The organism is Halomonas sp., assembly GCF_034520545.1.
In the GTDB taxonomy this organism is placed as follows: domain Bacteria; phylum Pseudomonadota; class Gammaproteobacteria; order Pseudomonadales; family Halomonadaceae; genus Halomonas.
The window spans coordinates 170859-188182 of the sequence record NZ_JAXHNN010000014.1 but is presented as its reverse complement, the minus strand read 5'-3'; the positions used below and the strand labels follow the sequence as shown (position 1 = coordinate 188182).

The following is a 17324-nucleotide window of genomic DNA, read 5'->3' as shown; positions in this document are numbered from 1 at the left end:
AATATTAATAAGTTGTCGCCCCGAAGCCTACATTTTGGCAAGGGAAATCAGTATATCTTATGTTAGGCGATTAAAAGAGAGGCTGAAATGCCGAAATATAAAATCCGAGGCAAAGGAAAAGATTCAGGTCGTTCAAGAACACGAACCTATAAAGCCAAAAATGAAATCTCAGCCCGGGCGAAGGCGGAGGCTGACGACACTACGGTAGATGAGGTCGAGAAACTACCGCCAGCCCCACCGACCGAAGGGCAGATCGCATACGCCAAAGGTTTAGGGATTAAGATTCCAGATGGCGTTACAAAAGATGAAATTAGCGATCTTATATCTTGCAAGGTCGATGAGGATTCGACAGCTTCGCCGCAGCTTATAAGACTTGCTGACGATTACAGCATTGAAACCACTCGATACACAGGTGAGCGTTCCTTATACGATCGTATTTTTTCAGCGTTGTCGGTCGCCGGCCGTGAACAAGAACTGGCTGCTTGGTTTGCTTTCAATGTCCTGAAAGATCGCGCAGGGGCGCGATGCACTTCAATTGCTTTCCCAGACGATGCACGCCTGTCTTCAGTGGCATCTAATCTTGTAGCAGACACGAAGGCCATGCAGTCCATCAAACGCTATTCAGAAAGCACTTTGCTTTGGTTTGGAGAGAAGAACTGATAGTGACGGATACACGCGGCAGGGCGGCAGCAAAAGAACTGCTGGGTACAAAGCTGCTGCGGATTTAGTTGATGCTGAGTTTGGATTCAAAACCAGCGTCAAGAATTCGCCCAGAGGGTCTTCGGTCTCTCGCAATGCACCAGTCCCTAGGTCATCTGATGAGAAACCAGGGCAACCCTTTTCCGTGGTTGCATCATCGTTATTGTAGGCCTCATCGTCCTTTGGGTAGTGTTATGAGACATGGTACGATGCGCGGCTATCAAATATGGGTAGATATTGAGAACGAAGCGAGCCACGATATATTTATATTCGTTGAATGAAGCCGCTCAAGGTCAATTCCCCCGGTAGTGGGGCGATACTAACTTTATTTGAAGCTCAGCTTTTGGCCGAATGAAGATCGTTAGCCTATTCTCATAAATTTATTAGGGCATCTGGAAACATAAAAAGAATTTTACGTGGTGCAAAATGCGCGCTCATTCGATTTCCGGGCATGCTCTAAAATAAACTGTCAGGCATCCCAGTCGAGAAAGCGTATGGACCCAATCTCAGCCCTGTTCGCAGCGGTATTGGATAGCACTTCAAGTGCTATAAGCGATCACATGCAAGAGTCCCTAGGCACAGAGGCAAAAACTGTCACTGTTGATCAAAACGATCAGCGCATTTCGTTCCAGCACCAGTTGTGGCGCATACGAGACGAATCAGTCTGTGCAGATAAGAAAGATAGAATGGCCGAGTTCTCAAAGTGCACCTTGGCAGCAAAGGAATTCTTTGCCGATGCATGTCGCTATCTTCGAGAGAGTCGCGGAAGCGGATTGAGATATGACAAGAAGAAGAACATGTACTGCGCAGCGTCCAACTCCTTCAATCCTACGATTGCTTTTGTTGCCCCTGCCAGACGAGCTCACCCGCTTAGAGTTGGCGAGAGGGGAGTGCAACAGACTGGTTCTTCAGCAATCGGCAGACGAGAGAGGCCCGCAAGAAGGGATGTGTGCGCTATGAGGCGCTAGAGCACCAAGAGCGGTAACAGTCAGGGCCCTTTAAAAAAACTGGCAACCTCAACAGGGTGCCTGAGCCAACGATTCTCCAGTGAGATAGAATCTTTGGATAATTCTTTGTTCTTAAATGAAGTCTTGAGGCCATTGTGGTGGCTGATTCCTGTAGCATTTCTGATAGGTCTCGTTAAGTCTCCTTGGTTCAAGGGCTTGTGTTGGAGAAGCCTTAGTCAAGGCGGCTGCCAGGTTTCGATTGCCAGCAGAGACATATAAACCGATCCACAATGTCACGTTACCTACCCCTGACGGGTCCACGCAGATTGATCATATCTTTGTGTCCCGATTCGGGATCTTCGTCGTGGAGACAAAGAACATGAAAGGTTGGATCTTTGGTGACAAGGACCAGGCACAATGGACCCAAAAGATCTATCGTAAGTCATTCAGGTTCCAGAATCCGTTGCGGCAGAACTACAAGCATGTAAAAAGTTTGGAGAAAAGCCCTCGATGTTCCTGCGGAAGTCATTCGATTCGGTAGTGGTTTTTACTGGCAGTGCGAAGCTAAAGTCCACGATGCCGAACAACGTCACACGCGGCGGCGGGTATGTAACTTACATCAAGTCGTTTCAGGAAGTCGTTCTCTTCTCCGAGGCGGAGGTGAAAGAGGCCTTCACGAAAATCCACAGTGGGAGACTAGTCCCCACACGTAAGACCCACCGAGAGCACGTGGCACAGGCTCAAGGCTTCGTCTGTCTGATTCCTAATGCTCAGCGAAAATGTCCCAAGTGTGGTGGCGGCATGGTTTCAGCGGACATACAGGAGGTAGGAGTGCTGGGGGAGCATCAGTTTTTGGGGGTGTTCTCGGGTACCCGAAAAGTGCCGGGTAGTGCAGGAGATCTGCTAGATTCTGGCGTATTAGAAGTCGTGAAAGGTTTGACTGCTATCGAGCCTAAGCCGACATTCCGGAAAGGGGCAGCTGGATCGTTCATGCGTTGTTGAACAGGTAGCCAAATTCAAAGAAGGAACTCGTATGGAAACGGCAAAGATTGTAGAACCGATTTCGGGCGATAAATTATATCAAACAAGGGCTCGAGAGGTGCTCCCGATCCTTGTGCGCCAGGCTGAAGCTGGCAGTCCCATTTATTACTCTGACCTTGCGCGGGAAGCTGGGATTCCAAACCCAAGAAACCTTAACTACGTTTTGGGAAGTATTGGAAGTACCCTTGAAAACCTATCCAAGGCATGGAATGAAAAGGTGCCGCCCATTCAATGCCTTGTAGTAGAGCAGGGAGTGCGGGTCTTCCTGGAGAGGGTGTTGGCTGGTTTCTCCGTAAAAAAAGAAGACTTTACCTCTCTCAGTCGGAGGCAGCAGCGGGCTTTAGTGGAGGCTGAGTTACAGCACATTTTCTCCTTCAACCACTGGGGGGAAGTGTTGTCAGAGCTGGGCCTTGAGCCTGTGAAGAGAGACTATTCCTACCAACTCGCCGAAGCATCGGGTTTTGGTGGCAAAGGTGAGAGTGAGGCCCACAAAAAGTTCAAGGGTGTTGTATGCCCGAAATCCCGGTCTTGCCGTCAATCTAAGTTCTAACACACATGAAGGTGCTACTGAGTTTGGGCTCGCCCTCTGGAGACAATCTTGATGTGTATTTCAAAAAAAATAAAGATTTGATTGGAATTGAGGTTAAATCATCAATCTCTGGTGGAGATCGATATAACCCGTGGATTATTCCAATGCGTGAAGTACACAGCAGTTCTAGAGGCAATGCAGTTGGCTGAGGGAGTGCCGCAGAATGTGAGGGTAATACTGGCGCTCGAGGGTTTGCTGCCAGAAAAGCTATTACCTCTCAAAAACCTCCTTGGTATCGAAGTAATTGAGCAAGCACGGAAAAACGGGCAACAAGGCGCTTCAGCCGACCGCTAAAGCGGTGGCCTAGATTTGGCGTTATATGAACGCACCACACTGTCTCTGCTGATATCTAAAAGTAATAGAAGGACTCCAAATGCATCGCCTCAGCCACCTCCGGATCAAAAACTTTCGCGCTTGCAAAGATGTTTCGTTGCCGTTGGAGGGGTACACCCCTTTGGTCGGTCAGAACAACACCGGTAAGTCTTCCATTCTTCAGGCGCTCAGTTGGGTGCTGAAGCCGGCTGCGCTTCCGGTCAAGGATTTTCATGATCCGGACCAGCCGGTGCGAAGTGGTTGCTTGCATTGATGGCATTAATGATGAAGTTCTCGGCCGAATTCCCGAAGAGAAACATCGCAAAGCAATAACTCCCTATTGCCGTGATGGCCGCTTGTGGATTCGAGCCCTCGGCAACAGGAACCACCACCAAAGCGCTGAGAAAGGAAGTATGGGATATTGAGCAATGCCGGAGAATGGTGAACCGGTACACTGGCGAGATTATCCTACCGGTCTCCCGCAAGCCGTTTCTGCCTTGCTGCCGGAGCCTTTGCTTGTGCAGGCTATGCACGATATCGGCGAGGATTTAGGCAAGGCCAAGGCTGGCACGACGATAAAGAGCCTCCTCGATGAGATCATGGGGCCGTTGCTTCAGGCTCGTGCGGGAATTGAACACCGCCCTTGATACTATCCGTCACCTCTTGACTGCCGATGGCGATCATCGTTCAGACCACTTGCAGCAGTTTGATATCGATGCCAGCGGTGCGCTAGAGCGCTTTTTCCCGGTCTCGCGCTGGATCTTGATTTACAGGTACTTGATGTAAAGGAGTTCTTCAAGGCCGGTGACCTGCATGTCACGGACAAAACGTACGGGTGATCGGCGGCGGTTTGACCAGATGGGCACTGGCGCTCAGCGGGCCATCCAGATGGCCCTGATTCGCTATCTTGCGGAGACCCGGCGGGACGAACGGCGACAGCCCTCGCGCCGCTTGCTACTGATTGACGAACCTGAGTTGTACCTCCACCCCCAAGGCGTGCGGCGGTTGCGGCAGGCGCTGGCCAGCCTGGCTCAGGCAGGATTTCAAGTCGTCTTTTCCACTCATTCGCCGCTGATGCTTAGCCGGGACAATGCCACCGATACGGTGATTGTGAGCAAGAGCGCGGACGAAGGCGTCACCGCCCGTAAGCCCCTGCGAGCAAGCCGTCAACGAAGCCATCGCAAGGCGCGGAAAGCCAGTCGCGCACCTTGTTTGAGCTTAGCAACCTGGCTGAAATCTATTTCGCTGAACGAGTGGTTCTCTGCGAGGGTAAGACGGATCGCCGCCTGCTGCCGCTGGCCTACGAGCGCCTTTACGGACAGGCGCCGGAACTGGACCATATCGCCTTTGTGTCTTTGGGTTCCTGCGCGGACATTCCCAAGGCACTGCCAGTGCTAGCGGCCATGGGGATTCGCTCCTGCGCCGTGGCTGATTTAGACTTCGCCTACACCCACGCCCGCAAGGGTGGCCTACTGGACCGGGACGCGGAGGATATGGCCGATGCCAGACGTATACTGGCACGCTTGCAACCCGACCACGGCTTTACACTCAACGGCAACGGACTGCCTCAGACCGACAAGCAAGCCGGTTGGCTGGCTGCCGATGTTTGGGCCTGTTTTGCGGCGGATGAAGAAGGCAAGCCAATTGCCGAAGCCAGCCATGACGCTCTGAAACAGGTCAGCGTCTGGGCATGGTCGCAAGGTTGTATCGAGCAAGTGACCGGGGCTGACGACAAGGGTGAAGACGCCATTATCGAACAAGAACAGCGGCTGCGTGACATGAGCGCGGCCAAGATCGAACAACAAATGCCCGACTTCAAGGCGTGCTTTGACTGGATCAGGAATACGTAACACATAACAAGGCCAGGCATAGCGACGGCTTTTCCGTTGCGGCTCCACCTACACTACATAATCGCGAGTGCTGACAGCATTAGTGTTCATCATGACCGATAAAATCGAGTTCCTGAAAAATGAAGTCGCCAGACTTAGGACTGAGCAGGTCATAGAGGATGACCCTATAAGACGACTGATTCTCGAAAGAAAATCGACGAAGTCAGTGCAATTATTGAAAATTACGACAAAAAGGATTCAAGTGTTAGTAATGAAAGTTCTCCGTTTCAAGCCAAAAAACGACGAAAAGATGCCAAGCAAGGTGTTCCCAAAAACCAGAAGCCGAACCTTCTGGAAGCGAGGGACAAACAAAGCCAATCGTGAACAACCGCATGTCCCTAATCAAAATCGCGGAGGCTGTCATTGCAGGCGTTCTAGTTCTTGTTGTGGCTTGGGTGGTTGCTCCGATGTTCGGAGTTACCCTATGAAAACTTTGACAAGGCCAGGCACGACGACGACTACTACATTGTCGCATCGCCTCAATTTTATGGGCGTGCATTCTTCAGGCGTTATATTATCAATAGTTTAACTTCGCCTCTGGCCGCTATCTTCCCGTGAGTAGTACCTTATTAAAAAATTCAGGCCGCCCTAGAAGATCCACTTCACATAGCCCAACCTGCGGGGGCCTTCTTGGCCATGGCTACCGAATGAACGAGCACAACGATGTGCTCTATAATCTGGTAGCCACTGTCCAGCTGCTACCGACCTTGTCGCACTTCTATCGCTGAGCGAGGTACGACATCCCCATCAGATGATCTAATCTATTCATTTTGCCATTTGATCTGAAATTCAATCTCTTCTTCATCATCTGATCGTTCGTGTTCGATGGTGAATTTTGCTCTGACGGGGACATAGATGCGCTCGCCGGCAATCTGAATATCGAAACGTTCGCCGTTCTCGATGGCATCCGCCAGTCGCCGTAGCTTGGCCACGAAGTCGGCCTTCGGGTAGCCTTTTTCTACGTCTCTCTCGTCTTTGGATCCCATGTTTCTCTCCTCGGTGACGTCGGTACCGCCAGCGCCTGTGGCGCAAGCAGGCTCGCATCCAGTCTAGCAGGTCACCCACGCTAATCGTGGTGTCTCAGATGATCAGATGGCACGGATGAAAACAGCCCCGTAGTGGTAGGGTGGTAGCTCAACCAGCGTCTCCAGTCTGAAGCCGGCAGGCTCGACCACCGTCCGGGTTTGTTCCACAGACATGCGCATTGCGGTCTTGGGGCCTCGCGGCTGCCCAAGAACAGTCGTCTGTTCCCGTGGTAGGGGATGCCAATTGACGATGGCAAAGCGGCCGTTCGGTTTCAGGGCCTTAGCGACTTCCCGTGCCAGGGCTGTCTTGTCCGGCACGCCGTGAAAAGTGTTGGCAATCAGCACATAGTCCACCGATGCATCTAGCAGACGGCTCAGCGCCATGGCGTCCCCAAGTAGCCAGCTGCAATTCGACATCCCTTCGCAGGCAGCTTGCGCCTGCTCGAGCATGACTGGGTCGAGGTCGAGACCGATGACGCGCCCAGCGCCTACCTGGCGGGCGATGGCGGCGGTGAAATAACCATCGCCACAGCCCAGATCAACGACCTTCATCCCCTGCTCGATGCGCAAGGCCTTGATGCCGCATGTCAGGGTCAGGCCATAGCGCATGCCACCAGTCCCTGTCGGGCATGGCGGTGGCGGGAAACATGCAGTCCTGTATCGTCATTCGGGGTCCTTCTTTACCCGCTCGTACCCCTCCCGGCTGTTATCGCCTCGTGCGGCACGCCGGTCCAGGGCTAACTTTGCTGGTTTATTTCCGTAGCGCAACCCGCGTTCTCAACTTCTTCCAGCCATCGCCGCGAAAGGGAAGAGGAGCATCACGAAAAGGAAGATCGATGAAAATATCCGTTTCAGCGTAACCCATTGCCACAACCTATGACGCCAAAATAGAGACCTCCCTGGTCGTTACCCAGGCAGGACGGCGTCAAGCCGGTTTACTGGTCGGATTCACGGCATCGGACAAAAGAACTGTGTCTAACTATCCTTACGTACTTAGCAGTGGCAGCGTAAATGTGAACCACGGTCGGGCTCTTGAGAGGAGTCATTCGATAGCGGCCCAGGCCTAGCTGAAGTGAGTTCCGGCCGCGTGCGCGCACCGCCATCTCTTCTGTACCTCCGACAAAAGGGATGAAAGCAAGAATATCGTTGCGTTTCTTATTTCTCGTTAATTATCATGCCGCATGTAAATTCACCCGTTAGAAGACCGATTCTATGTCAAGCCTCCTGACAACATACGCCCAGCAAGAACAACAAATGAAAGAGCTGGCGGAAAAGCTTTAAAAAAATGGAAGAGGACCCGCGCCTCCAAGCCGAAATTGAGTTCAAAAATCAGCTTGAGGCTCTGATGCAGGAATGCGGCAAGAGTGCTGCGGATGCGCCGCACATTTCGGCTCCACATCGTGCTGCATCGATCTCCTCAGGCGTCCCACTCAGCGTCGTAAGCGCAAGCTGAAGATTTACAAGAACCCCGAACACGGGCGAAGTCGTTGAGCCCCGTCGTGGTAACCAGAAGACGCTCAAGGCCTGGAAGGAAGAGCACGGCAGATCGAGCCCGTCGAGTCCCTGCGCTGGTCCGTACTCCGAGGACTGATGCAGCACGGCGATAGCCGCCTGGGCTTGATCATGAAGCCCCACATACGCTCAGCGGTGTGGGGTTTCCGCTTTCTAGGGCCTGTGTGAAGATGGTTGACTTCCCCCAAGAAAGCTGGCAACCGTCGTATCGATTTTTGGCGTCAAACGTTAGGCATCAATGAAGCAGCAGCGGTTGAGGATCGGGGCAGGGTAGTTGCATCTACAAGCTTGGTACAGATTCCATATCACCGGGATCGTATTGGGCAGAGCTACCCAGCTTTAGCGGAAAGTTCCTTACCGTCCATTTGGAAATGTGCCCGCAGTCTGGCTCTGCCCATAGCTTGAAGCTGCGACCCGGACATGCTTTCCATACGCACTTCCAGCATAGCGGCCTTTACGACTCTGGGGGCACTCGCGGAGCAGCAGTGGCTCGGTCAGCTCCATCCGGCACACACGGCCCGCATGGTAAACACAGCACCTTGACGGTGCGCGCAAGCATCGGGTCGCTGAAGGCCTCAGATGCTCTGCATCAACATCTGGCGTAGACAGCGTCGTATAGCAGGCACAGTGCGCAGAGATTCTTCACTGAGCTTTTTGCCAGCAGGAGCATCTGCCTGGGTCTCTTCTAATTCTTGGTGCGAGGTCCGATGATTCTGGCCAGCGAAGCAGAAAGGGGATCGCTTCGATGGAGATCGGCCAGATCCTAGCGTGAAGTCCCGAGTCTTGAGTCCAGATCGGGGTGCTCGCCGTCGCGCACGGCTTACAAGCGGGCGCAACCTCGGCTCACGCATGCCTCCCAGAGCCTTGGTGTTTGCTGATCGCAGAGCGCGACCGCCAGCCACCATGACCTGGCGCTCCAAGCTGGTCTATGGCGTCATCCAACTCGGCCTTTTGCTTGTCGTTCATCGTATTGTGAACTTTGGCGTGTGTCTGTCGTTTGCATGTTTGAAATGCATCACAGCTTTCCCAGTACATTGAACATAGCCATAAATGATCCGGATAGCCTGCCGCTTTCGCGGCTTTTTTCTGCATCGATGCGTGCTTCCAGGTTTCAGAAATTTTTGAAGACTGGTACTCGAACACCTCATCAAGCAAGCTCATTCGCTTTTTCCTTACGACAAGTTTGACGATGTGACCGGTTTTATATGCGATGCCTGTGTAAGTTTTATCTTTGGTTTCTTGAGGAGCTTTCTTGGGATTTTGTTGCGGAAGATTGATCTCCTTTGCTGAGACACGCCGCTTACCAAACTGTTCCTGAGCGCGTTGAACTGAACGATTGTGCTTCTCGACAAAATCATCCCGTGATGACAATAACGCTTCTTCGAAGGCTTGCAGATCTGTCATTCAGCTTCTCCTTTGGTTTTGAGGGCTTGTATGGCTTCAGCACAATCCAAGATATCTCCTGCTTTGAACATCATCTCAGATTTTCGCTGGCCGGCGTTGAACAATGGATTAGGTGGTATTACGCCATGAATCTTGGTTCCGGAGAGGATGGCCTCTCGAAGCTCGGTAACAGTGACCCCAAGTATCAGCGAAGCATTGCGGATGCCAAAGCGGGAATCGCGGAATTCGGGCATGTCGAACTATCCTGTTGGTTTTTGTCATTTCAATTGAATAATGCCATCGCTGCATCATCTCACGTCTACCACGGTGATAAAAATGGTAGCCGTCAAGAGCTTCAGGATAACGTCGGGACGATATTTCAGTGTTAGCCCCTGCTCCGTGGATGCACTGAAGCATCTAAGTTGATAGCTCATTGAATGCGCGAGCAATGGTTGCTGTCAATGCATTCAGTATCGAGTCCCGCTCCGTTGTGCTTTCATGCATCGTTGACGCGAAATGCTTGAAGGTAACGGCTACACCGAAGGGTTGTCCGGGTGCGTAACTGAGAAGACATGTTTGCTCATCAAAAGTCACCGTCTATGGTACGACATCGAGGAGGGGGCAGATGGTTGCTTGCTTTCATCGTTTTTTGTATCACTTCAACGCACGCCATGTGTCCTATTCTCATTTCTCTTCATTAAACTTAGTGGGTGATCGCAAACCACATCAACAGATTTTGCGCTTTCGCCATTGACCCTGGAAGCGTGGCTCTCAAGCGTATTCGGTCACACTGAGGTGGCTTCATGCCCACTCTAACCTTATTCCACAGCTTTTTGAGGGTTGCCGATGATTGATGATAGCAAACACCTAGTGGGGAAGTCACCATCCTTGCTCGCATGTGTGGTACCTACAATTAATGGCGTTAGGTCGCGATGAGTCTCAGTAGGATGAGTCCTTATGAAGAAATTTTGAACCCAAAGACACCCCGAGGCTGTCAGGGTTTCTTCGGTGTTGAGCACCTATTTTAGACGCGGAATGTCCGCCATGTCTGGCGCCTTACCACCCAGGGCCGACAGGCTTCGTGCCGCTTGGACTCGAACATCCAGGTCCTGATGGCTTCATGAATGAGATCTGCCGGCTTCTGAATTCGCGGGTCAGATAGCGCCATGGCCTGCTGATACAGGTCATCATCGATGTTGACGGTGAATCTTCATGACGGTCTCTGCAGTGGGCGAAAATGGGATGAGTAAGTGATATTTTATGCTACGTTTGTAGCTATAGTCCATGTGGAGGATTATGGTCATGGGACCAAAAGTGTTTGTCTGAAAACCACTGATGCCGACAAAATATGAAGTACTCTTGAAAAAGATAGAAATTCCGGACGTCTTCCAAATATAGTGACTGGAAGCCCCGTCCGCTACGGAGTTGACCCTGAGGATACTGAGAGTTGTGGCAGTAGATGCTAATGGAAAGCATATCCCGCCGCCACTGAAAAAGTAGCAAGCTAAAGTGGTTGGCTTTTATACAACCCTGACTCACCATGGGAATGACTTCGCTATGCTCTCATTCAGCCATTTACGCTTTTTCTCTTTGGGTATTTTGTTCATCGTGTCGCGTATAGCTCTATCTATATTGTTCTCTAGAACCATTTGATCTGTGACTTCGAGTACAGCTGTTTTACCATCATCCAGGTTTTTGGAGGCACAAAACAACGTGTCAATATTAATTATAGGGGCTAAGCGCCTCATGGTGAAGCTCAGCGATCGACCACGGTAACCACCGCGTATGATGCTGATCTCATCAATATCGACCTTAAGATTATCACCCTGCCGGGCAAGCTGAATTTTCATAGCAACTCCTGGTTGTAACTGCTGGCGGGGTATACACTGTGTACAAGCAAGTATAGTAGAAAGCCGAGATGATGGTGACGCAGTCTGTGTCCACAATAGAGCTGGATTTTGAGCTGCTCAAAGAGTACATGCCCCGTCGCTCAAAGCAGGCAGGTGAGGGGCTGATCAATGTCGACATCAGGCACTAATTCGTCGCTCATCGGACACGGGTTGAGAGTCAGGGCGTGCAAGTACTTCCCGCATGATAGGTACTGATTAATGTCCGAGGATACCGAAGATACAGTTTGAACCCTCGCCTTGATGAACACATCGCGGCTGTGCCGCATGAGCAGGTAGAGTATGAATGAGCACCTTGAAATGATTGTGGTTGCTTCACCTTTGCTTATCCTCGCAGTGGCGGTTGCCTTTGCGGCTTACTGGATTACACGAAAGAAGTGATTGAGTTATCTTCTCTATAAAGGCTAGCTGACTATGCCCCACTGGTCTATGCGAATGCGGCGGCAGATGGAGAAACGGCTTCTGCGCGCATTGGAATCTCGCAGAAGTTACTTTGTGGAGGAGGGCGTCGACCTAGATCTCTGGAGCCGCGAGGCATTCCTCCGGACAATGGACGCACAGGGAAACCACTACACCATCACGGTAACGACAGCATTCTCAGACGCCGGGTTCTACGTCAGCGTCCAAGGCCCCGATCACCCGTCAGGCCTCCCCGAATGCATAAGATCCGCGATCCTGATGAGATCCTGGCGTTCTTGTATCGTCGCATCGGCCAGTTGCATGGCGAGGATGCAGATGAGGAAGTCATTTTTTCGCGTATCGAGGCCCGGGCGGGCTCTAGAAAAGAGGCTTATCGATGGTATAGGCAGACACCAATTCCCGCGCTGGGGGACCTCACGGCCCAGCAGTTGGTCGCCCGGGGGAGGGTGGCTGACGTGCTGAGCTATGTTGAGCACATTGAGCATAGAGGTTATGCCTGACTACTCGGTGGGATCTTGTATGGTGCCGATATCGTGCTCGACCTTTCTGCCATGTGCGATGGGAAAACTCATTTGTAGACGAGTCGATAGCCTAGTTGCCTGTAGGCTCCCGGGCTCCATGTCCAGTGCGGAGGACAGGAGTATGACGCCATGATCGAAGCCATGGACTTGGCAGTGCCTCTCAGTCATCATCAGGCCCAGTGAAAAATGCATCTGGCCCTAGTTGGCCCTCTACATTCCTCAGCACGTGCAGGGACTGTCCCAGAGAGCGCATGTTGTAGGCTTCTCGCAGTGTGGCATTGACTTCTTTTCCGTCACCTTCCAGACAGTAAAGTGAATTTCTGGTTTGAACCAAACCAGTTTCTTCATCGAAATGAATGATGAGGCTGGTGCAGACATAGCCACCACGCATGAAGCGAGCTTTGTAGTCTGATAAACATGGTCAGAAAACAATAGCTGCATAGGTTTGTTGACATCTACGACATCTACGACTTCCTAGTCTTTTACGATGCAAGATCTTTTATCTATGCCTTCATCTGCCACTGCCCAAGTGGGTTTTGCATGGATAATTCCGGTACGTGCAACTGCTCAATGAGGGGCTTCCAACCTATCAGGTGGGAACTTGTTTTGGTAGCGCTCGCGTAATACTTCCTCTTTTCTTGTCTCTTTGTCATCCTGGCTGAGCATCATTTTTATCTCCTATCTATAGGTTATGTATAATAGGTGTGAGTCAAGAGACACGCAAGTCTTTCTGATCATAAATCGAAGTAGGTGTTTGTTCATGTTTTTGAGCATGCCAGTTCGTGGTCTATTTTGGGTATGTGGTCATATATCAACTGCCGTTTTTGAGGGATTTTTCTCACTTGTCGAGAGAGCCGTTTAGCACTCCATCGTCAACTATCGGTGATAATGGCCTGATGCAGCATCAAACGATGGCTTTGTCCATTAATGGAATAAGGGCATTGGGCTGGCTTTTAAGCCGCCACGATATGTCCTCGGTGGCGGGTACCTGATCCTGCTGGACAGTGCGTTGGTACTGTCCAGCAATGGACAAAACTAGTGGAGACAATATGCCGAGATGATGTGCCGGCATAGGTTGATCTTGACGCAGGTGTCTGTTCTGCCGGCTTACCTTTGTCCATCGCTGGACAAGGGTGATGTTCAGAATGTGGTCGTGTTGCCGTGTGGGTAGTCTTGACCAAGCTGTTACTTATGATGACCATGCTTGATCCGCGTTCGGCGGTTCATTGTCCAGTAATGGACAATCTGACTTTCCTGGATAGTCGGCTGCTGTCGTGCCGGTGGCTACCCGGAGGTATCACTGAGGAAGGTTTAGCTGATGCCAGTCAGTGACCCTGTCCATTAATGGACAAACCTACCTTTCGAGAGGGCGGCTGCTGCCGAGCTGGTGTCTATCCGGACGTATCACGGGCGAGGGCTGAGCCGATTCCTGTCGGTGGCTCTGTCCATTAATGGACAAATCTGACGTTCCTGGATGGTCGGCTACTGCCGTGCCGATGGCTAGCGGGACGTATCATGGGCGAGGGCTGATCCGATTCCTGTCGGTGGCTCTGCCCATTAATGGACAAACCTGCCTTTCGAGAGGGCGGCTGCTGCCGGTGCCGGCGGCGAGCGGGAGGTATCACTGACGAAGGTTGAGCCGATGCCAGTCGGTCGCTCTGTCCATTAATGGACAAATCTGACTTTCCTGGATGGTCGGCAGCTGACGTGCCGGTGGCTACCCGGAGGTATCACTGACGAAGGTTGAGCCGATGGCAGTCGGTGGCTCTGTCCATTAATGGACAAACCTACCTTTCGAGAGGGCGGCTGCTGCCGAGCTGGTGTCTACCCGGACGTATCACGGGCGAGGGCTGAGCCGATTCCTGTCGGTGGCTCTGTCCATTAATGGACAAATCTGACGTCCTGGATGGTCGGCTACTGCCGTGCCGGTGGCTGAGCGGGACGTATCATGGGCGAGGGCTGATCCGATTCCTGTCGGTGGCTCTGTCCATTAATGGACAAACCTGCCTTTCGAGAGGGCGGCTGCTGCCGTGCCGGTGGCTAGCGGGAGGTATCACTGACGAAGGTTGAGCCGATGCCAGTCGGTCGCTCTGTCCATTAATGGACAAATCTGACTTTCCTGGATGGTCGGCAGCTGCCGTGCCGGTGGCTACCCGGAGGTATCACTGACGAAGGTTGAGCCGATGCCAGTCAGTGACCCTGTCCATTAATGGACAAACCTACCTTTCGAGAGGGCGGCTGCTGTCGTGTGGCAGTTACGCGAAATTGCCGCTGCCGGTGGCAATGCCCCTGCCGACGCCTAGCCCGTGCTCTGTCCATTAATGGACAAAACCGTCGATGTCAAAGAGTTGCCGCGTCCATACAGAATATCCCCACCAGTGGGGATCTGCGCTGGCACCGGGTGCTGTCCCTGTCCATTAATGGACAAAGCCTGGCTTTCTGAGTGGGCGGCTGCTGCCGTGCCGGTGACTACCCGGAGGTACCACGGCCGATGGTGCTGGCTGATCCGGTGCAAGTCGGTGGCTCTGTCCATTAATGGAAAAACTGACTTTCCTGGATGGTCGGCTGCTGCCGTGCCTGTGGCTACTCGGACGTATCCCTGGCTGATGGCTGATCCGATACCTGTCGGTGTCTCTGTCCATTAATGGACAACACGAGCTTTTCTGGACGGTAGGCTGCTGTTGTGCCGGTGGCTATCCGGAGGTATCACCGGCGATGGCTGCTCCGATATCGATGCGTTGTCCATTTATGGACAAAATGGTTGATGCCGACGAGGTGCCTAACACATACAAGGATCCCTTCCGCCGTTGGGTTGCGCCGGCGCCAGGCGCCTACCCCTGTCCAATACAGGAAAAGAGTTACGTTTAGGGTGGGGGCGTAATGCTGTGCAGGTGCCTCCACGAAGGTGTCCTTCGCGATGGCGATGGCTGATCCGATTCCTTTCGGAGGCTTTTTCATTACGGGACAAAACAGTCCCGAGCTTCCGAGCGAGCGATTACACAGAGTGTCCCCGATGTCGGGATCTGGTCCGGCTCTGTCTGCTGTCCTTGTCCACTAATGGACAAGTCGGATGTGCGGGATGGGAGCGGGCTGCTGTGCGTGCGGATCCATAGAGATGTTACTGCCGATGGCCATGCCTGAGTCGTTTCCGGCCCGTGCTCTGTCCATTAATGGACAAAACCGTCCATGCCGAGCTGGCGAACGGGCGATGACACAGAGTGTCACCGATGGTGGGGAACTGAACCGGCTCTTTCTGCTGGCCTTGTCCATTAATGGACAAGTCGGATATCCGGGATGGGGACGTACTGATGGGTGCGCGGATACATGAAGGTGTCACTGCCGATGGCCGTTCCTCAATCAAGCCGTTCCGTGATCTGTCCATTAATGGACAAAACCGTCGATGTTGAAGAGTTGCCGCGTCCATACAGGATATCTCCACCAGTGGGGATATGCGCTGGCACAGGGTGCTGTCTCCTGTCCATTAATGGACAAGTCGGATGTGCGAGATGGTAGCGTGCTGCTGGATGCGCGGATTCATGAAGGTGTCACTGCCGATAGCCATGCCAGAGTCGATGCCGTCGCGTGCTCTGTCCATAATGGACAAAACCGTCCATGCCGAGCGGGCGAACGGGCGTTAACACAGAGTGTAATCGATGGTGGGGAGCAGGTCCGGCTCTGTCTGCTGATTTTGTCCATTAATGGACAAAGCCTTTGATGCCTATCTGCCGCGCTGATATAGGAAGGGATCTGCGCTGGTACCGGCGGCTGGCCTTGTCCATTAATGGACAAGGCTGATGTGCAGGCTAGGCGTGCTACCTGGCGGGTAACTCCACGAGGGAACCACTCTCGATGGCCATGCCTGAGCCGACCGCGTGGCCATGCTCTGTCCATTAATGGACAAGGAGATATCCATGCCGGGGCGGGCTGCCGTCGGAAGCTCCACGTGTGAATCACTGCCGATGGCCATGCCTGAGCCGACCAGCTGGCCCGCGCTCTGTCCATTAATGGACAAAGCCTTCGATGCCTATCTGCCGCACTGATATAGGAAGGGATCTGCGCCGGTACTGGCGGCTGGCCTTGTCCATTAATGGACAAGGCTGATGTGCAGGCTAGGCCGTGCTGCCTGGCGTGTAACTTCACGAGGGAATCACTGCCGATTGTGATGCTGAGCCTGCCGCCTGGCCCATGCGCTGTCCATTGATGCACAAGGTAGATATTCATGCCGGGGCGGGCTGCCGTCGGAAGCTCCACGTGTGAATCACTGCCGATGGCCGAGCCTGAGCCGACCGCTGGCACGGTGCTCTGTCCATTAATGGACAAGGCCGTTGGTGTAGAGCTGCTGAGCAGACGCGAAAACAAAGTGTGTACCTGATGTCAGGGATCTGCGCCGGTACCGGGTCTTGTTCCAGGTTCTGGTCATATCCATTGCTGGACAAGGCTGATGTGCAGGATGGGGCGGGCTGCCTGTTGTGAAACTCCATGAAGGAATCACTGGCGATGGCCATGCCTGAGCCGACCGCCTGGCCGTGCGCTGTCCATTAATGGACAAAGCTGTAGATGTCGAGCTGTCGCGCGCGGAAGGATTTCCTCGATGGCGGGCACCTGATCCTGCGACACCGTGCGTTGGTTCTGCCCAGCTCTGCACAAGGCTGATGTGTTGTACAGCGATCGTTCAAACGACTGTTTCTTGTTGTGATTGTTGTGATTGTTTTGATTGTTGTGATACCATATGGAACACAATCACCTCAAAAAATGCCTACCAACACAAAGTCCAAAGCCCATCAGGCACTCATCAGCTTTTTTCATTTTCGGCCAAAATTCTGGGATATCTATTTATCTCAATACCCATGCTTTGCATCTCTTCTCGAAAGAGAGAAGCGTGGGATAGCCTGCGTTTATGTGGGCGATGTATGCTAAGGCCATTCCCCATAAATCACATCTGTGGACGATCTGACCCCCATACATTGGAAAGCAAAAAAAGCTATATTCGGTTCGGCGGCTCGATTCGATGAGATCAATGGCTCGTTAGGATGGTTTGAAAAAGAGCTGAAGGGGGTTAAGGGGAAGTGGGCATCTGGC

The 17324-nt window shown here is 52.6% G+C and carries 12 protein-coding genes and 3 pseudogenes; 9 read left to right on the top strand and 6 right to left on the bottom strand.

Translation table 11 applies throughout. The features are described 5' to 3' along the window. Positions 1-87: 87 nt before the first annotated feature. The 7 genes and pseudogenes from U5L98_RS16000 (at position 88) to U5L98_RS15975 (ending at position 5438) form a co-directional block, all read left to right on the top strand. Positions 88-660: a hypothetical protein gene (locus tag U5L98_RS16000; RefSeq protein ID WP_322559287.1), complete on the top strand. Its 573-nt coding sequence runs from the start codon at positions 88-90 to the stop codon at positions 658-660. Positions 661-1905: 1245 nt separating this feature from the next. After that, positions 1906-2187 carry a nuclease-related domain-containing protein gene (locus U5L98_RS15995; protein WP_322559286.1) on the top strand — a complete coding sequence of 94 codons (282 nt, stop codon included), beginning with the start codon at positions 1906-1908 and terminating at the stop codon, positions 2185-2187. Positions 2188-2679: 492 nt separating this feature from the next. Beyond that, the gene (locus U5L98_RS15990) at positions 2680-3237 is read left to right on the top strand and encodes a hypothetical protein (protein WP_322559285.1); all 558 of its coding nucleotides are present in this window, start codon (positions 2680-2682) and stop codon (positions 3235-3237) included. Between the two features lie 412 nt (positions 3238-3649). After that, entirely contained in the window at positions 3650-3862 is a 213-nt protein-coding gene (locus tag U5L98_RS15985) for an AAA family ATPase (RefSeq protein WP_322559284.1), read from the top strand. 154 nt (positions 3863-4016) lie between these two features. Then, positions 4017-4235: a hypothetical protein gene (locus U5L98_RS15980; protein ID WP_322559283.1), complete on the top strand. Its 219-nt coding sequence runs from the start codon at positions 4017-4019 to the stop codon at positions 4233-4235. A 166-nt stretch (positions 4236-4401) separates the two neighbouring features. Then, positions 4402-4659: pseudogene (locus U5L98_RS19090) on the top strand (ATP-dependent nuclease); the annotation flags it as partial. Between the two features lie 137 nt (positions 4660-4796). Further along, positions 4797-5438, top strand: a complete 642-nt coding sequence (locus U5L98_RS15975; protein ID WP_322559282.1) for an ATP-dependent endonuclease — start codon at positions 4797-4799, stop codon at positions 5436-5438. 800 nt (positions 5439-6238) lie between these two features. Here the strand turns inward: U5L98_RS15975 and U5L98_RS15970 are convergent. Beyond that, entirely contained in the window at positions 6239-6463 is a 225-nt protein-coding gene (locus U5L98_RS15970; protein WP_322559281.1) for an amphi-Trp domain-containing protein, read from the bottom strand. A 102-nt stretch (positions 6464-6565) separates the two neighbouring features. After that, positions 6566-7111 carry a class I SAM-dependent methyltransferase gene (locus U5L98_RS15965; RefSeq protein ID WP_322559280.1) on the bottom strand — a complete coding sequence of 182 codons (546 nt, stop codon included), beginning with the start codon at positions 7109-7111 and terminating at the stop codon, positions 6566-6568. Positions 7112-8003: 892 nt separating this feature from the next. Between U5L98_RS15965 and U5L98_RS19085 the strand changes: the two are divergent. Then, positions 8004-8093 (top strand): annotated as a pseudogene (locus tag U5L98_RS19085) (hypothetical protein); the annotation flags it as partial. A gap of 764 nt (positions 8094-8857) precedes the next feature. Here U5L98_RS19085 and U5L98_RS15960 read toward each other — a convergent pair. The 3 genes from U5L98_RS15960 to U5L98_RS15950 form a co-directional block, all read right to left on the bottom strand. Then, positions 8858-9418, bottom strand: a complete 561-nt coding sequence (locus tag U5L98_RS15960) for a hypothetical protein (RefSeq protein ID WP_322559279.1) — start codon at positions 9416-9418, stop codon at positions 8858-8860. Beyond that, positions 9415-9651, bottom strand: coding sequence for a hypothetical protein (locus tag U5L98_RS15955; RefSeq protein WP_322559278.1), 237 nt, complete (start codon positions 9649-9651; stop codon positions 9415-9417). Before U5L98_RS15955 ends, U5L98_RS15960 begins: the two co-directional genes overlap by 4 nt. Positions 9652-10932: 1281 nt before the next feature. Beyond that, the gene (locus U5L98_RS15950; protein ID WP_322559277.1) at positions 10933-11247 is read right to left on the bottom strand and encodes a hypothetical protein; all 315 of its coding nucleotides are present in this window, start codon (positions 11245-11247) and stop codon (positions 10933-10935) included. 713 nt (positions 11248-11960) lie between these two features. Between U5L98_RS15950 and U5L98_RS15945 the strand changes: the two genes are divergently transcribed. After that, positions 11961-12224: a hypothetical protein gene (locus U5L98_RS15945; RefSeq protein ID WP_322559276.1), complete on the top strand. Its 264-nt coding sequence runs from the start codon at positions 11961-11963 to the stop codon at positions 12222-12224. A 181-nt stretch (positions 12225-12405) separates the two neighbouring features. Here U5L98_RS15945 and U5L98_RS19080 read toward each other — a convergent pair. Continuing rightward, positions 12406-12648, bottom strand: a pseudogene (locus U5L98_RS19080) (DUF6957 family protein); the annotation flags it as partial. Positions 12649-17324: the final 4676 nt, after the last annotated feature.